The 16,404-nt window shown below is 62.7% G+C and carries 14 protein-coding genes; 6 read left to right on the top strand and 8 right to left on the bottom strand.

Translation table 11 applies throughout. The features are described from left to right. The first annotated feature begins 242 nt into the window (after positions 1–242). Positions 243–1,241: an AraC family transcriptional regulator gene (locus CUJ91_RS25555; RefSeq protein ID WP_114158058.1), complete on the top strand. Its 999-nt coding sequence runs from the start codon at positions 243–245 to the stop codon at positions 1,239–1,241. 19 nt (positions 1,242–1,260) lie between these two features. Here the strand turns inward: CUJ91_RS25555 and CUJ91_RS25550 are convergent, their stop codons facing one another. The 3 genes from CUJ91_RS25550 to CUJ91_RS25540 form a co-directional block, all read right to left on the bottom strand. Beyond that, positions 1,261–2,739, bottom strand: coding sequence for a sensor domain-containing diguanylate cyclase (locus tag CUJ91_RS25550; RefSeq protein ID WP_053860272.1), 1,479 nt, complete (start codon positions 2,737–2,739; stop codon positions 1,261–1,263). A gap of 129 nt (positions 2,740–2,868) precedes the next feature. Beyond that, a complete protein-coding gene (locus tag CUJ91_RS25545; RefSeq protein ID WP_114157463.1) occupies positions 2,869–5,448 on the bottom strand; it encodes an adenosylcobalamin-dependent ribonucleoside-diphosphate reductase in 2,580 nt (859 codons plus the stop codon). 272 nt (positions 5,449–5,720) lie between these two features. Then, positions 5,721–6,008 carry a DUF3331 domain-containing protein gene (locus tag CUJ91_RS25540; RefSeq protein ID WP_029968727.1) on the bottom strand — a complete coding sequence of 96 codons (288 nt, stop codon included), beginning with the start codon at positions 6,006–6,008 and terminating at the stop codon, positions 5,721–5,723. Positions 6,009–6,355: 347 nt separating this feature from the next. On the opposite strand from CUJ91_RS25540, the gene CUJ91_RS25535 reads away from it, so the two are divergent. Next, entirely contained in the window at positions 6,356–7,474 is a 1,119-nt protein-coding gene (locus CUJ91_RS25535) for an AI-2E family transporter (protein WP_029968728.1), read from the top strand. Between the two features lie 49 nt (positions 7,475–7,523). On the opposite strand, the gene CUJ91_RS25530 is transcribed toward CUJ91_RS25535, so the two are convergent. After that, a complete protein-coding gene (locus CUJ91_RS25530) occupies positions 7,524–8,396 on the bottom strand; it encodes an alpha/beta hydrolase (protein WP_006053033.1) in 873 nt (290 codons plus the stop codon). A gap of 77 nt (positions 8,397–8,473) precedes the next feature. Continuing rightward, positions 8,474–9,583, bottom strand: a complete 1,110-nt coding sequence (locus CUJ91_RS25525; RefSeq protein ID WP_114157462.1) for an OpgC domain-containing protein — start codon at positions 9,581–9,583, stop codon at positions 8,474–8,476. 502 nt (positions 9,584–10,085) lie between these two features. Between CUJ91_RS25525 and CUJ91_RS25520 the strand changes: the two genes are divergently transcribed. Further along, complete coding sequence (locus tag CUJ91_RS25520; protein WP_053860276.1) at positions 10,086–11,246, top strand: porin; 1,161 nt, start codon at positions 10,086–10,088, stop codon at positions 11,244–11,246. 28 nt (positions 11,247–11,274) lie between these two features. On the opposite strand, the gene CUJ91_RS25515 is transcribed toward CUJ91_RS25520, so the two are convergent. Both CUJ91_RS25515 and CUJ91_RS25510 read right to left on the bottom strand, forming a co-directional pair. Next, the gene (locus CUJ91_RS25515; protein ID WP_244231025.1) at positions 11,275–11,757 is read right to left on the bottom strand and encodes a hypothetical protein; all 483 of its coding nucleotides are present in this window, start codon (positions 11,755–11,757) and stop codon (positions 11,275–11,277) included. A 72-nt stretch (positions 11,758–11,829) separates the two neighbouring features. Beyond that, positions 11,830–12,417 (bottom strand): NUDIX domain-containing protein, encoded by a 588-nt coding sequence (locus CUJ91_RS25510; protein WP_114157461.1) that lies wholly within the window; start codon positions 12,415–12,417, stop codon positions 11,830–11,832. A gap of 128 nt (positions 12,418–12,545) precedes the next feature. Here CUJ91_RS25510 and CUJ91_RS25505 point away from each other — a divergent pair, with 128 nt between their 5' ends. The 3 genes from CUJ91_RS25505 to CUJ91_RS25495 all read left to right on the top strand — a co-directional run bounded on the left by CUJ91_RS25505 (position 12,546) and on the right by CUJ91_RS25495 (position 15,252). Beyond that, positions 12,546–13,301, top strand: a complete 756-nt coding sequence (locus CUJ91_RS25505; protein WP_114158057.1) for a DeoR/GlpR family DNA-binding transcription regulator — start codon at positions 12,546–12,548, stop codon at positions 13,299–13,301. A gap of 133 nt (positions 13,302–13,434) precedes the next feature. Then, positions 13,435–13,851, top strand: a complete 417-nt coding sequence (locus tag CUJ91_RS25500) for a hypothetical protein (protein ID WP_029968743.1) — start codon at positions 13,435–13,437, stop codon at positions 13,849–13,851. A 468-nt stretch (positions 13,852–14,319) separates the two neighbouring features. Beyond that, positions 14,320–15,252, top strand: coding sequence for a peptidoglycan DD-metalloendopeptidase family protein (locus CUJ91_RS25495; RefSeq protein ID WP_114158056.1), 933 nt, complete (start codon positions 14,320–14,322; stop codon positions 15,250–15,252). 30 nt (positions 15,253–15,282) lie between these two features. On the opposite strand, the gene CUJ91_RS25490 is transcribed toward CUJ91_RS25495, so the two are convergent. After that, on the bottom strand, positions 15,283–16,101 hold the full coding sequence (locus CUJ91_RS25490) for an alpha/beta fold hydrolase (RefSeq protein ID WP_107710334.1): 819 nt from the start codon (positions 16,099–16,101) through the stop codon (positions 15,283–15,285). Positions 16,102–16,404 lie beyond the last annotated feature (303 nt).

Below are 16,404 nucleotides of genomic sequence, written 5' to 3'. Positions count from 1 at the left end.
GTCGCGCATGCGCCTAACCGCACGGTTCGGGTCGCGGCGCGTGATGAAAGCGCGAATGAAGGTCGTCCAACAAACGTCGCGCAGCAAAGCTCATCCGACAGGGTTCCCATAGTAGAAGCCGACGGCGAGCCAGTGAATACCTGAATGTCTTGAAGATTTGCCTAAAACTCCTGGGACGAAGCGCGCCAGGCAGTTTGATGCTAAATTTCAAGCACTATTCTCTTGTACGTCACTATTTCGTCATGTCGCCGAGCCTCTCGCAACCGTCGTTGTCTTCCGCCCAATTTCCACTCGCGCACGCCGCTCATGCTGCGCAGCAACGCCTGATCGAAGTGTTCGACGCACTCGCGCCCAAGCCGGGCATGACGCGCTCGAGTCTTGAAGGCGTCAATCTGATGCGCGCGAATAGTCCGTTGCCGCGCATGCCGGTGATGTACGAGCCGAGCATTGTGATCGTGTGCCAGGGGCGCAAGCGCGGCTATCTCGGCGACCAGGTGTTCCAGTACGACGCGCAGCAGTACCTCGTGCTGTCCGTGCCGCTGCCGTTCGAATGCGAGACTGAGGCGACCCCGGACGAGCCGTTCCTCGGCATTTCCATTCGAGTCGATCTGACGATGGTTGCCGAGTTGCTGATGGCGCTCAACGAAACGCAGGGCGCGGCGCGCAACGAACCGCTCGGCATTTATTCGACGCCGCTCGATCCGGCATTGAGCAACGCAGTGCAGCGTCTGCTGGACGCGTTGGTGTCGCCGCTCGACGCGCGCATTCTCGCGCCGGGCATCGTGCGCGAAATCTGCTATCGCGTGTTGACCGGCGAGCAGGGCGATGCGATTCGCGCGGCGCTTACGCATCAGAATCATTTTGGACGCGTTGCCAAGGCGCTGCGCCGCATTCACGCCGACTATCACGGCGCGCTCGACGTCGATACGCTCGCCGCCGAAGCTGGCATGAGCCTCGCGGTTTTTCACGCGCAATTCAAGGCCGTCACGGCGACCTCGCCGATGCAATACGTGAAGACCACGCGTTTGCATCACGCGCGTTTGCTGATGGTGCAGGATGGTTTAAACGCGGGCGCCGCGGCCGCAAGAGTCGGTTATGAAAGCGCGTCGCAATTTAGCCGCGAATTCAAGCGTCTTTTCGGCCTGAGTCCTGTCGACGAAGTGAAGCGCATGCGCGCAATTTACGACTCACCGCCGCCGCGCATCGTGAAGCCCGTTGCGCGTTATGTGACGGCGGTGTAGAGAAAGCGCTTCGCGTTCATCAACCACCGCTAATTTTCGCATCCGCCTGATTGGCGTAATGCGAGCGCTTTTCGTCGTACATCTGCAGATCGGCGCGTTGCACGCCGGCTTCAAGACGGTCGCCGCGTTGGCACGTCGCCATGCCCATCGAAAAGCTGAGCGGCGAACCCGGATAGAACTGGTTGTTCATTTCGACGAGTTTGCCGACCGCATCGATCATCGCCGCGCCGCCGCGCTCGTCGGTGCCCGGCATCAGAATCGCGAATTCGTCGCCGCCGATGCGCGCCGCCTGAAACGGCGGCTCCATCGCTTTGGCCAGCACTTCGCCCGCACGGCGCAGCAGCGCATCGCCGGCGGCGTGGCCGAGCTGATCGTTCACGCGCTTCAGTCCATTCAGATCGGCGATGATGATCGTGACAGGCCACGGCCCCTTGCGTTCGAGCCGATTCAATTCGTCGACATAGAACGAGCGGTTGCGCAGTTTCGTCAGCACGTCGTGCTTGCCGAGAAACTCCAGGTACGCCTCAGCCTTCTTGCGGGCGGTGATGTCGGTCAATGCGACCAGCACCAGGTCCCAGTTGTTCTCATGCCCCGGCAGCACTGAAAATTGCAGGTGCACATGCACCTCGTTGCCGTCGAGCGAATAGTTGAGCACTTCTCGCTGCTGGAACAGTTTGCCTTCCCACAGGTCGAGCAACTGCTCGCGGAAATGCGGACGCATGTCGTCGCGGAACACATCGGGCAGATGCGCGAGCAGCGTTTTTTTATCGGGCGCGGCGAACATCTCAAGCGTGTGCTGGTTCACGTCGAGTACGTGAATCTCCTGCATGCAGCGCTCGACGAACTCAGGGTGTACGTCGGTGAACACGCGAAAATCGCTAATGCCTGCCGCGCGCGCCTGATCGAGCAGTTGCTTGACCGCGCTGAAGTCTTCGACCCATAGCGACACCGGAGAATGTTCGAAGAGACCGCGCGCGTATTCCTCGGCGAGCGTCATACGATGCCGCGCGCTTTCCAGTTCGGTGATGTCTTCCACCGACACCAGCACGCGGTCCCAGCGTTCTTCGTGGCCCGGCAGAATAGAGCCTTTGAGCAGCACGTCGAGTCGCCGTCCAGCGAGCGTGTAGTTGACCGTCTGGCTCGTGAAATGCGATTGCCCGGCCCACAACTGGCAGAGTTCCTCGAGATGCGTCTTGAGCATGTCGTCGCGGAACACAGCGGCGAGATTGCCGTTGAGCGTGTCGAAGTCCGCGGCCTCGAACTGCGTCAGCGTCTTCTGATTGACCTTCACCACGCGAATGCTGCGCGCGCATTCGGCGACCTGTTCGGGCGCTTTGGCGAAGTACGCGCGCAGATCGCTCACGCCCTCGGCGCGCCAGGTATCGAACAGATCGCGCACGCCGCTAAAGTCCTCGACCCACAGCGAGACGGGCGCGAGATCGAACATTTTCGAATCGTCGTTGGCGGGCTTGGTAACGCCTGGCGAAATATCCAGCATGAGAGTCTCGTCGCGGAAAGTGCGGCTATTCTACGGCTGGTTGCGCATCGGTCTAAAAAACAACCAGCTTTCCAGTATCAGCACTTTCGACAGGTGCAATAGCGGGGCAAGAGACCCGCTAACGCTAATTCACCCGCACGCTCCCACTTCGCCGCAGGCCGTGCAGAAGTCGCATCCGTCCTTGCGGATCACGGCGTTCGCGCCGCACGATCCGCATTTGCGACCGAGCATCGTATGCAATCCCGGCATCACGCCGGGCTGCGTCAATTCCGCTGTGTGCGCGTCGGCGGGAGCGGGACGGATGCCGAAGTCCGCGGACAGCGCCGTTTCCGCTTTCATCTGTCCGCGCGGCAAACGTGCGAGCAGACGCGATGGAACCTGATTGCCCTCGGCGTCGAGAAAACCGCGGCGATGCAGAATCTGCTGGATCGCAAACGCGAGCGCGGCCACTTCCGAATCGTGCCAGCGCGGCGTGCGATGACCGTCCAGACGCTGCACTTCGCCAAGCCGCACTTGCCCGCGATCCCACGAGACCTTGCGCATGTCCTGCAGATTACGCGCGACGAAACCGCCACGCGCGGCGAGCGACAGCGAACGCATGGTCGCCGTGATCCATTGCTGCGATTCGTCGCGCTGACCGGTCGGAATGAAGAACTCGATGGGCCGCTCGATCGTCACGTCTTCACCGCCGAGACGTCCGGTCACTTCAATGAACGACACCGCCACGTACAGCGATTTTTTGCCGGCTTGCGTCAGGTACTCGACCTTTTCGATGATCGCCGGTAATTCGCCTTTCGGCCGATGATCGATTGCGATTCGCAATGGATCGAGATCGCTTTCGGCGAGCGTGTCGTCGGCTTGCGCCGGACTCACGCTCAGCACGGCGCCGAGCGTTTCGTTCGGGCGATAAGTCGCGAGACCTTTCAGGCCGCTTTTCCATGCATCGAAATAGAGGCTTTCGAAGGCTTCGAACGGATAGTCGGCGGGTACGTTGACGGTCTTCGAGATCGACGTGTCCACGTAAGGCTGCACGGCCGCCATCATGTCCAGATGATCGCGTGCGGACATCTCCAGCGCGCTGACGAAATAGTCGGGTAGCCTGGTCACATCGCCGCCCAGCTCGCGATAAAGCCGGTATGCGTAGTCTTCGACATCGAACGATTCGCGGCCGCCGTCGGCCATCACCTTCATGCGCGTGTAGGTCCACGAGAAGGCCGGCTCGATGCCGTTCGACGCGTTGTCCGCGAACGCGAGGCTCACGGTGCCGGTCGGCGCGATCGACAGAAGATGGCTGTTGCGGATGCCGTCGCGGCGAATCGCTTCCTTGATGTCCTCGGGCAGCCGCGACGCGAAGGTGCCGGCTTCGAGGTAGCGCGCGGCATCGAAAAGCGCAAACGCGCCGCGCTCCTTCGCGAGTTCCACCGACGCGCGATACGCCTCGTCGCGCATCAGCCGCGCAATGCGCACCGCGAAGTCGCGGCCTTCCTGCGAGTTGTAGCGCAGCCCGAGCATCACGAGCGTATCGCCGAGACCCGTAAAGCCCACGCCGATGCGGCGCTTCGCGCGCGATTCGTCGTATTGCTGCGGCAGCGGCCACAGCGTGACGTCGAGTACGTTGTCGAGAAAGCGCACTTGGGTGCGCGTGCGTCGAGCGAGGCCGTCCCAATCGAACGAAGGCTCGCGGCCTTTGAGTTGCGCGAACGGGTCGATCACGAAACGCGTCAGATTGAGCGGCCCGAGATTGCAGCAACCGTAAGCCGGCAACGGCTGTTCGCCGCACGGATTGGTCGCGCGAATCGTTTCGACGGCACGCAGGTTGTTGTCCTCGTTCATGCGCGAGATGAACACGATGCCCGGTTCCGCGACGTCGTACGTGGAGCGCATGATGCGATCCCAGATCTCGCGCGCCGGCCGCTCGCTGTAGACCCACAGGCCGTCGTCGCGCTGCCGCACGTCGCCGGCCGCGCGCAGCGCCGGCGACGGTTCCGCGCGATGCACGAGCTGCCACGGCTGGTCTTCTTCGACGGCGCGCATGAATTCGTCGGTCACGCCGACGGACACGTTGAAGTTGTTCCAGCGTCCCTTCGAATGTTTGGCCTCGATGAATTCGAGCAGGTCGGGATGATTGCAGTCGAGCACGGCCATTTGCGCGCCGCGCCGCGAGCCGGCGCTTTCGACCGTGCGGCACGACGCGTCGAACACATCCATATAACTGCACGGACCGGACGCCGACGAACTCGTGGTGTGAACCCGCGCGCCCTTCGGCCGGATCGCCGAGAAGTTGTAGCCGACGCCGCCGCCGCGCCGCATGGTTTCCGCGGCTTGCAGCAGCGCGACGTAGATGCCCGGCAGCCCTTGTTCGTCGACGCCCTGAATCGCGTCGCCGACCGGCTGCACGAAACAGTTGATCAGCGTGGCGGCAATGCCGGTGCCCGCCGCGCTCATGATGCGGCCCGCGCCGAGCGCACCGTGCCGCAGATTGTCGACGAAGAGCGCCTCGACCGATTCGCGCAGCGCTTCCGGTTCCGCCTCGGCGACGCCGCGGGCGACGCGCTTGAAGACGTCGTCGGCGGATTGCTCGTCGCCTTTGGCGTATTTCTCGAGCAGGACGTCGGTGGAAAACTGCTGGGGAGCGATGAGCGGAGCAGGGGGCGCGCTGGCTGCGCGAGTCTCCGGCCGGGTCGACGTGTGCGGCGTGTCTTCTGCCATGGTGTGCCCTCAAACGGCGCCGTGCCGCGCACGGCGCGATGGGTGGAGATGCGCGTCACTTTACCGCCGGGCGTCGGGCCGGCAGGGTGATTTGACGCAAGCAGGTCCACCTTAACGCACGCGACGAAGGGCCGCAATCGGGGCGGTTTCATGCGCGCGGCGGCGTTAGGGACTCGATGGCGGAGTCAGCGCGAGCGGGCAGGCGCAGGGCAGGTGCAGGGCACGCGTGACGGCACGCGCGACGGCGCGCGTGGGCAGGATTGACGGCGAAATCAGGCTTCGGCGGGCAGCGCGCCGAGAATTTCCGCGCAGATCATCGCGGACGCATTCGACGGCGCCGGGCGCTCGGCCGGCTTGAAGACGGCATCGCCGCGGCGAATCTTGCGGCGCGATACCGCGCAGGTTCCCGACGTATGCGCCGACCTGCGACGCCACCGCTGCTCGCCGTAATGACATCGTCCGGGCTCGACCCAGCGGATCACCAGCGTGGTGTCGGAGCGCTCGAGAATCTCGATGCGTATGCCGTTAGTACCGTCAAGGGGGATGGACTCCAGGGTCATCATCGTCGGCTCCGAATTTGTGGTGTGCCCGAATTTAGTCCCCCAACGGCTGCAGAGCCATTGTGTCTACGTTGAAACACTGTTCCCCAATCAGCAACAATCCGACTTGACTTTCGACGGCACTTGAATTGGCGGGGCCTGGCGAAGGGCGTGCCGCCCAAAAATGAGATAAGAGCGCTTTTTGCAACGCAGTGTTGTAGCTGGTGAGACAGCCAAAGCAGGCCGCAAGCGCCTTGCGCGCTTCCATTAAGATGTCGTTGTTTATTGGGCGAGCGCGTCCCGCAGTTTAGCGGGTTTGCTTTTTTCGGGTCGGCTCGCGCACATACCGGCATCCACACACGAACCACATGAATTCACGTCCCCCCGTCGGCCCGTCCAGATCGACGCACCCGCCGCGCTCGTCGCATCCGACTCAGTCGCTGCTGACGCCCGAGCGCGTCAAAAAACAGAGGGCTGCTTCGCTCGCCTTGTACATCGGGCTCGTGCTGCTCGCGTTGTGGGTCGTGCGCGACTTTCTTCCGGTGGTCGGCTGGGCCGCCGTGCTGGCGATCGCGCTATGGCCGCTTCTGCGCAAGGTCGAAGGCAGCCGCTGGCTGACCGGGCGCACCACGCTGATTGCTGCCGTGCTGACACTGGCGATCGCGTTGCTGGTGGTGTTGCCAGTGGGCGTGGGCATCGCGCAGGCGTTGCGCGAAGCGCATGACCTCACCGACTGGTTCAAGGCCGCGCAGGAGAACGGCATCGCGATGCCGGACTTCATCCACCGTTTGCCGTTCGGCGCGCACCAGGCCGAGGCGTGGTGGCAAGCCTATCTGACGCCGCCGTTGCGCGACTCTGCGGCGATGAAGGGCTTGCACAGCACGACGGTCGTCACGCTTGGCCGCCATTTCGGGGCGCGCGCCGTGCACGCGGTCACCGTGTTCGCGTTCATGCTCGTGACGCTGTTCGTGATCTTCCAGGCGGGGCCGCGTCTGTCGGGCGCATTGGCGAGAGGTCTGCAACGCGGTTTCGGCGAAGACGGCGCACAGCTCGTCCAGCGGATGGCAACGGCTGTGCGGGGCACCGTGTCGGGGCTGGTCGTGGTCGGACTCGGCGAGGGCGCGTTGCTCGGCGTCGCCTATTTCGTGACGGGCTTGCCGCACGTCGCGCTGCTTGCGCTGATCACCGCGATTGCCGCGATGTTGCCCTTCTGCGCGCCGATAACCTTCAGCCTCGCCGCGTTGTGGCTGTTCTCGCAGGGATCGGTCGCGAGCGCGATCGGTCTTCTGGTGTTCGGGTCGATCGTGGTCTTCGTCGCCGAGCATTTCGTGCGGCCGGTGTTGATCGGGAATTCCACGCGCCTGCCGTTTCTGCTCGTGCTGTTCGGCATTCTGGGCGGCGCGGAGACCTTCGGGCTGCTCGGCCTTTTTATCGGCCCTGCGCTGATGACGGTCTTGATGGTGCTGTGGACCGACCTCGTGCAATAGCCCGGCCGGGTGTCGTCCGATTCGCGATTTTCGCGAGTGCTTTACTGATTCAAGGCCGCTGGTTCGACGGATGTTCCTGCGCCGGCAGCCTCGTGCAACCGAGCGTGTATTTCAGCGCGCCGGGCAGCAGGGCGCTCCACACGTCCCACGTATGGCCGCCGTCGATAATGCGCAGCGCCGCCGGATTGCCCGCCAGGCGAAGCTGCGTATAAAGCAGTGATGCATCGGCCTGGATCGCGAGGTCGTCGTCGCCGGCAGCGATGAAGACCGGCACGCGATACGGCCGGCTCATATAGCGTTCCCACTGCGCCGGGTAGTTCAGCTCGTGCCAGATCCGCGGATCGAACTGACGTTCGCCGAACACGCCGACGCGGCGCGCGGCCGAACCGCGCGGCGGTTCGTCGGCGTAGATGGCCGGGCTCAGCAGCAGCGCGCCGCAAAAGCGCTCGGGCTGCGTCATCACGTAGCGCAGTGCGCCGAAGCCGCCCATCGACACGCCGCCGATCATGCGCCCCGCGCGCTGCGTCGACACCGCGTAGTGCGTTTCGATTTCGGGCAGCAGATCGTCGAAGAACGCCGTCTCCATTTTTTCCTTGCGGTCCACGTACCAGTCGGTGCCGCCTTGCGGCATCACGACGGCGAGCGGCGGAATATCGCGGTGTTCGATCAGCGCGTCGACGGTGCTTTGCAGATGGCCGCGGCTGATCCAGTCGTTGGCATCGCCGTTGTTGCCGTGCAGGAGATAGATCACCGGAATGCGCGCGGCGTCGGGGCGATAGCCGGTCGGCAGATAAAGCGTGTAGGACCAGTCCCGGCCGAGCGCGGACGAATGGAAGCTGCGGGTCGTCACCGTGCTCGCGAACGACGAAGTGCCGCACGCGGCGCACAGAACGGTCAGCGCAAGCTGTAGGAATAGGCGCATGTCGGGAAAGGAACAGTGACGGCGGACGGCGGCCAACGCTGAGTCATAGCTCAAAGCTCAGAGCTGACCCACACATGTTACGGCGACGTCCGAAGCCGTGTGCCTACCATCCGCATCACGAGCCGCTTGAGCGGCTCCGTCCCACACGCGACGGCAACGAGCGCCGTGATCGCGCACGCGTCGGCGAGCAAGCCTAGCGGATAGTTCAGGTAACCGTCGGTGGCGGCATACAGCACCGAGTCCACCACGAGCGAGATCACCGCGCCGGCGATAAAGCACAGCAAGCCCTTGCGCCCGATGAGCCCAATCAGCGGCAGAGACTGCGCGAGCTTTCTTGCCCAGCCCGCCTCGATCAGCTTGGCCACGAGCCACGCGATCGCGAGGAAATTGACCGCGCGCAAGTAGGACAGATTCTGTTTGAAGCTCGGATCGAGCGGCTCGACTTCCACAAAGAGCTTGTAGTACGCCGCGACCGCCGCCACACAGCAGGCCGCGAGCGTCACGAGCCAGCCGAGACGGTGCTGACTCACGCGCTGATAGACCGGCTGGCAACGCACGAGCGCGCCCAGCACGAACAGCAACTGCCAGGCGAACGGGTTGAAGTCCCAGTGCATGTCCGGCGCGGCAGGCAGATACGCGTTGATGGCCGGCGCGCCGGCCCACAGCGCGACGCTGCCCGTGAGCAGCAGCCACGGTTTGCTGCGCGCGAGCGGCAGGATCATCGGCACGAGCAGCGCGAAGAAGGCGTACATCGGCAGCACGGACGCGAGATAAGGCTGACGGCGGAACAGCAGGATATCGCGCAACGCGGCGACGGGCGTGTCCATCAGGTCGTCGAGATCGGTGATCGCGAGATTCGGCGCCTCGACGTTGAACGCGTTCAGGACCGCGCTCACGAGCAGCATGAGGCCGGCGGTCACGAGAAAGGCGCGGTAGATTTCCAGCGAGCGCCGCAGGAAGCGGTTGCGCGCGATCGATTCGCTACGCCGCTCCGCGAGCGCCGCGTAGGCCGTCGCGGTTGCGAAGCCGCCGAGAAACACGAACACCTCCGCGGCGTCGCACAGCGCGTACGCATGCAGCGTGACGCGCGACAAGATGCTTCCGCCGATGTGGTCCACCACGATGATCAGCAGAACGAGTCCTCGGAAAAAGTCGAGCTCGATTAAACGCGATTGCGAAGCTTGCATTGTTTTTATGCCCAAAGCAGCCCCGTGCGACGGCGCGCTCTTTAGCGCGTCGGGCGTCTCACAAGGCTTTGGAATAGTGGGTAGATGCTGTTGCTGCAGCGGCGTTGCTGCGCTGAACCGCGCGTTGCCGCCGTAACGGACCTGCCTCAAAGCCGGCGCGCGCACGCGCTTGCATGAAGCAGTAAAAATGACCCTGACAGCACGGCGGAGTTCCGCCTCGGTGCCGCGAAAGTCGGCAATTATATTTCTTTCTGTGACAAGTCTGCTTGGCAGCGCACATTGCAAACGCAGTGCTGGCGGAGCCTCGGCGGAATGGACGTTTAAAGACAGTGGAGATTTCGCAACGTTTCGACACATCCAGGCGACACCCAATGGACGGACGCGTTCCGGCGTGTGAGGATTTCCCGTAAGCGCGTCGGACTTGAAGAAGCGCGTTGTCGTAGGGTCAAGAAGAACGCGTCAGATCGAGTTAGGCCGATTACTCGAGTGCAGGGGGATCGTCATGAACAAGCAAGTGTTCGCGCTGGCCGTTTCCACCGCTGTGTCCGCCGCCTTTAGCACGCCGGCTTCGGCGCAGACGAGCGTCACGCTGTACGGCGTACTCGACGAAGGCATCAACTACACGAACAACGCGGGCCGAGGACATGTGTACGAGCTGGCAAGCGGCTACGCGCAAGGCAGCCGCTGGGGCTTGAAGGGCGCGGAAGAACTGGGCGGCGGCCTCAAAGCCATTTTCCAGCTCGAAAACGGTTTCGACGTCAGTTCGGGGCGCCTGAATCAGGGCGGCCGGATGTTCGGGCGACAGGCTTTTGTGGGCTTGAGCGCGGAGCGCTATGGCGTATTGACGTTCGGGCGGCAATACGATTCAGTGGTCGATTATCTGGCGCAAACTACCGCGAATGGCAATTGGGCCGGCTCGCTTTTCTCGCATCCCTACGATAACGACAATACCGATAACTCGTTTCGGCTCGACAACACCGTCAAATACACAAGCCCGTCGATTAGCGGCTTTCAATTCGGCGGCACGTACAGCTTTAGCAACGACACGAATTTCGGCAATAACCGCGCCTATAGCGTGGGCGGGCAGTATGCGTATGGCGGCCTGCTGGTGAGCGCCGCGTATTTGCAGGCCAATAATCCGGGCAATGGTGCGAATGGTGCGATTACGGCTAACGACGCAAGCTTTATCGCGGCCCGCATGCGCGTGTTCGGCGGCGGCATTACTTATAACTTCGGTCCGGCCACGGCGGGTTTCGCGTATAGCAAATCGAGCTATTTGAATCCGACCGGCAACGGTTATCTCGGCATTACACCACTCGTGCCGCCCGGCGTATTGCTGAACTCGTTGAAATATCAGAACTTTGAACTGAACGGCAAGTATCAGATCTCGCCGATGCTGTTTGTCGGCGCGCAATATGTCTACACGATAGAAAACTTCGATGCGTCGAGTGGCGGCGTCAAACCGAAAATCCACTCATTTGGACTGATGGCGGATTACAACCTGTCCAAGCGGACCGACGTCTACATTCAGGGCGAATACCAGCAAGTGACTGGCGACTCGACGTATTCGATACTCGATGAGGCGTTTATACCAGGCGCGCAAGCGCCGTCATCGACGTCGAAACAGGTTGTGGTGCGCGCTGCGATCCGGCATAAATTCTAGAGTTTCATGCCGGGTGCCTGAACTGCGTTCAATTCATCAAAACGTTTTGAACCAGAATGCCGACCATCACGCCGGCGGGAATACCAAAGCTTCTGCCGCGAAGCGTCGCGCTCAGGTCTTCGTCGAGAATGAAACTGCAGCGGCGCTCGCGCCAGACGGTTTTATACAGAAGCGGCTTGGTGCCGGCGACGAGCACTGAAATGACCGCTGTTGCAATCACTTGCTGGATTGCATGCAGCTTCGCCATGAGAGGCACAAATTCGCCGCTGACGCAGAGCACGACCATGATCGCGGTAGCGACGACAGCGCCAAAGAAAAAACCGCCCATGAAGCGGTTGGCCGATGTAAGAGAATCCACGTTGAGCCTCGACTTCTTCATCGCCCGGAATGCAGGTTGACGAAGCAAAAATATTCTGAAGGGAAGGGTTCCGTTTGAGTTTTCCGGCGGGAGCGTGGCGCGCCGCCGGTCAACATCAAAGCAACGTAAGAATATTTTTTTTGCGTTCCTCAACCTATCGTCCGTTTCCTAATCGGGCTTGGGAAAATTCCTAAAGCGAGTGAGACGCGACGTGACGCGACGCGATCAAGCGTCGAACAGGTTCAACTGTGCGTACTGCAACAGCATGATCGTCTTGCCGTCGACGATCTCGCCGCGCTCGACCATCGCAAGCGCCTGTCCGATCGGCAATTCCAGCACCTCGATATCTTCGCCTTCGTGTTCGAGACCGCCGCCTGCGCCGACCCGCGCGAGCGCATCGTATTCGGCGACGAAAAAATGCAGTTTCTCCGTGACCGAACCGGGGCTCATGAAGGCTTCGAACACTTTGCGCACTTCATGGACGCGATAACCGGTTTCTTCCTCGACTTCGGCCCGAATCCGCTCTTCCGGTGAAGCGGACTCGAGCAGACCGGCGGGTGTCTCGATCAGCATCCCGTGATGACCGTTGACGAACGCGGGCAAGCGGAACTGCCGCGTCAGCACGACCATGCGCCGGCGCGGTTCGTACAGAAGCAGCGTCGCGCCGTTGCCGCGGTCGTAGGTTTCGCGGCTTTGGCGCTGCCAGGAACCGTCGGCGCGGCGATAGTCGAAGGTGGTCTTTTTCAGCACATACCAGTCGTCGGAGAGCACTTTCACGTCCACGATTCGCACTCGTTCCGCGGTTTCATTCATGGCTCGTACCTTTAATTGGTTGGTGGTGGTTAGGCCGACACGCGAATCATGGTATCGTGCAGTATCGTGCAAAAACAAGAAATTTCGTGCAATGGACGGATCGCGCGACCCGTCTGCCGGAGACGAGCGTGCTTACATCGCAGAGAAAACAGTTGATCCTCGAGGCGCTCAGGCGCGACGGGCAGGTCGTCGCCAAAACGCTTAGCGCCGAGTACGACGTCTCCGAAGACACCATCCGCCGCGATCTGCGCGAACTCGCGGCGGAAGGGCAGCTCCAGCGCGTGCACGGCGGCGCTTTGCCGGCGTCGCCGGCAGCGGTGGATCTCGCCGGGCGCGAGCGGATCGAATCGGCGTCGAAGGCGGCCATCGGGCGCGCCGCGGCGGGCATGATCGCGCCGGGGCAAATCGCGTTCGTCGACGGCGGCACCACCGCGGTTCAGCTTGCGCGACACCTTCCGCGTGAGTTGCGTGCGACGATCGTCACGCATAGCCCGAGCATCGCCGTCGAACTCGCCGGGCATGCGCAACTGGAAGTGGTGATGATCGGCGGCCGGCTTTTCCGGCATTCGATGGTCAATGTCGGCGCGGCCGCCATCGAAGCGCTCAGCCATATCCGCGCCGATCTGTACTTCATGGGCGTGACGGGGGTGCATCCGCAAGCCGGCCTCAGCACCGGCGACATCGAGGAAGCGTACGTGAAGCGCGCGCTCGCGGAGCACGCGGCGGAGACGGTGGTGCTGGCATCGGCGGAGAAACTCAATGCGGCGTCGGCGTACCGGATCGCGGACGTATCGGCGGCGAGCACGATCGTGGTCGAACGCGGCACGGCCGAGACGCTTACCGCGCCTTTCGAGGCGCTGGGCGTGACGGTTGTGCGCGCGTAGAGGTTGGCCGCTGCAATCGCATCGGCACGCGCCCTGAACTCCCGCCCGTCGAGCCGCTCAAACGGATCGCGCAGCAGGCCCGCATGCGCCTGTTCTTCCGCCGTCTCAGCCTGGCTTCTTCCACGGAGATTTCATGAGCAATCGCGCGACGCAGATCCTTCCTCATCATCGCTATGTTCATTCGCTCGGTGCGCCGCTTGCCTGCGTGCAAGGCACAATCACGAAGGTGTTCGCGAGCCCGGACAACCACCACGGCGCAAATCATCAGCACCTGATCGTGAAGATCGACAAGGTGTTGAAGTTTGAAGGCGGCACGCAGAATCTCGTCGGCACCGAGGTGTTCATTGCGGTGCGCTTCGGCGATAACGAAGGGCTTGCCGAGGAAATCCCCGGACTCCAAGCCGGCCAGCCCATCGAGGCGCAGGGCGAATACATCCCCGAGGCAAGCGCCTATCCCACCGACGACAACTCCAACCCTGTACTGCCCGTGCTCCACTTCACTCATCATCCCGTGGGCTACGTGTCATACGCGGGGCATTACTACAGCTAGCGGCTCGCCGCGCGTTCCGCGCAAGCTCCATCGCGTTTTTGAACCGGCAATTCAAGTTCTCGCGCCAGCGTGCCGTTAAGCAGATGGCGTCGATGGCGCTGCCCATGCGGCCCGGTTTTGCCGCATGGTTGTGCGCACAACGAGCACGCAGACGCTGTTGGTAACGTTTGTATCAGACTGTGTGACGCACGCGTTTTCTGTTAATCGCACTTTACAATCCGGCTGGAAATTTAATCGTAGTCTGGCCGTCCGCGGAAAAGTGGCTGTGTAAGCGCCGGAATCCGCCGTCGCCCGCGCGAAGATTCGACGCACGGAGCGATGCAACGAACAAGGCCAGCCGGCAATACAACGGTGAGGTGCCAGCACGCTCGCCAGGCCGCGATGCGAACGGCGGCGCGTCAGCGCGACGCGCGCGTGCAGGCGGCAAGGCGGCGTCCGGCCCGCCTACAGAACAAGCAGGAGCCGAACATGATGGGAAAGGGTTTCGACAGGGCAGTGATGGCAGGCATCGCCGGCGCCTGGCTCGCGCTCGCGATGAGCGGTTGCGCCGGCGTCGGGCAGCCGGGCGCGCAGACCGGCGCAGCGGCCGCTTCGGGTGCGTCCGCGGCAGGCGCGGCGAATCTGCAAGGCACGGCAGGGACGTCAGCGTCGGCGAGTGCGGCCGCTTTGGGTGACACGCCTCTGGCTGCGTCGCTCAAAAAAGCGCCGCCGCTCGTTTATCGGGTGAAGCGCGGCGACACGCTCGCGCGCATCGCGCAGAGCCATCACTGCAGCGTCAAGCAGTTGCAGGCATGGAACGGCCTGAAGGCGTCGTCGCGATTGAAGAATGGCCAGGTGCTGCGCGTTGCATCGCCGGAGACCGTGCAGGCGGTTAATGCGGCTAATGCGGCTGCGGCTAATGCCGCTGCGGCGTCGAGTGCGTCTGGCGCGCAGGCGTCGGCGGCAGCGGCAGTTATCGCGCAGCCTTCGCCCGCTCCCAGTGCCGCCGAAGTCCGCGAAGTCGCGCAACAAAGCATGCGTCATGCAAACGGTTTATCGTTGGCATGGCCCGCGGGCGGCCGCGTGGTCGAAGCGTTCCAGCCGGGCGAGACGCGCGGCATCGAGATTGGCGGCAAGCCGGGCGATCCGGTTCGCGCGGCCGCCGACGGCAAAGTCATGTATGCCGGCACGGGTCTGAACAGCTACGGCAGTCTTATCATCGTGCAGCACAACAAGGACTTCCTGACCGCGTACTCGCATAACCGCAAACTGCTGGTCAAAACCGGCGAGATCGTTCGACAGGGCCAGCAGATCGCCGAGATGGGCGACGAAAACAACTCGCGCGTGTCGGTCGGCTTCGAGTTGCGCCGCGACGGCAAACCGGTCGATCCGATGCCGTATCTGCCGCAAGGACGCGGCTAAACGCAGCGCGCGGCTGTGCTGTGGGTGGCCTCAGTCGAGCCACCGCAGCGCCGCCGCGACGATCGCCTCGGGCGCGTCTTCCTGCATCAAATGGCCCGCGCGCGGCACCGCCTGAAAGCGCGCGTGAGGAATCAGCGCGGCCAGACGCCGGCCGCGCTCGAGCGGAATCCACTGGTCCTCTTCGCCCCACAGAATCTGCGTCGGACAACGCATTTGCGGATAGCGCGATTCGACTTCATCGGTATAGCGCTGATCCATTTGTGCGATCTGCCGGTAGAACGCGGCTTGTCCCGTCGCGCCGAGCCACGGCGTGACGTACGGCGCGAGTTCTTCATCCGTGATGTCGCGTGCAATCGCGCCGCGCACATAGGCGTTCACCACGGCTTCATGAATATACGGCGGCAATCCGGCGAATGCATCGCCGTGACGGCGCACATGCTGCACGAACGGCGAGCCCCACGGCGCCAGCGCGACCGGATCGATCAGCGTCAGGCTGCGATAGTCGCAACCGTCGATAAGATGCGCGCGCAACGAAGTCGCTCCGCCGAAGTCATGCGCGATCACATCCGGGCTCTTCAATTGCCAATGCGCGAGCAACGCGGCGAGCAAGGCGTTCTGGACGCCAAGCGACACGTCCTGGCCGTCACGCATCTCCGACTGACCGTAGCCGAGCAGATCGTAATAGTGCACCGTGCGAATCTGCGCCAGATGCGGCGCGATGCGATGCCACACGTACGATGAGAACGGCGTGCCGTGCACGAGTACGAGCGGTGGCCCGGTGCCCGTCACATTGAAGCGCACGGTTTGATCGCGGAACGTGTACGTCTCGGGAAGCGGCCAGTCGGTCATGGCGGTGGGCGGTGGTGACGAGGTCCGCTTACCTTAACAGGGCTTGTGATTGGCTGCAGGACGCACCAAGGACAATGGAACGCCCAGTCACCTCCCGCAAAAGCTCACCATTGATTTGTTCAGCAAAACCAGGCAATTCAGCCGATGCCATGCTTCGCTGCACTCAGGCCGCATGCTCGTTCGAACACACAGCGTCGATGATCCTTGCGAATCGCGCACGAATCACCTTCAAATACAGCGATTTTCCACGCGCACGTTGAAGAAAGCCTGGTAATCCTCTATACAACAACCAAGGTCGCGCCT

The sequence above is a fragment of the Paraburkholderia graminis genome, from assembly GCF_003330785.1.
In the GTDB taxonomy this organism is placed as follows: Bacteria; Pseudomonadota; Gammaproteobacteria; order Burkholderiales; family Burkholderiaceae; genus Paraburkholderia; species Paraburkholderia graminis.
The sequence above is the reverse complement of the archived record's forward strand: the minus strand, read 5'-3'. Positions and strand labels throughout refer to the sequence as shown.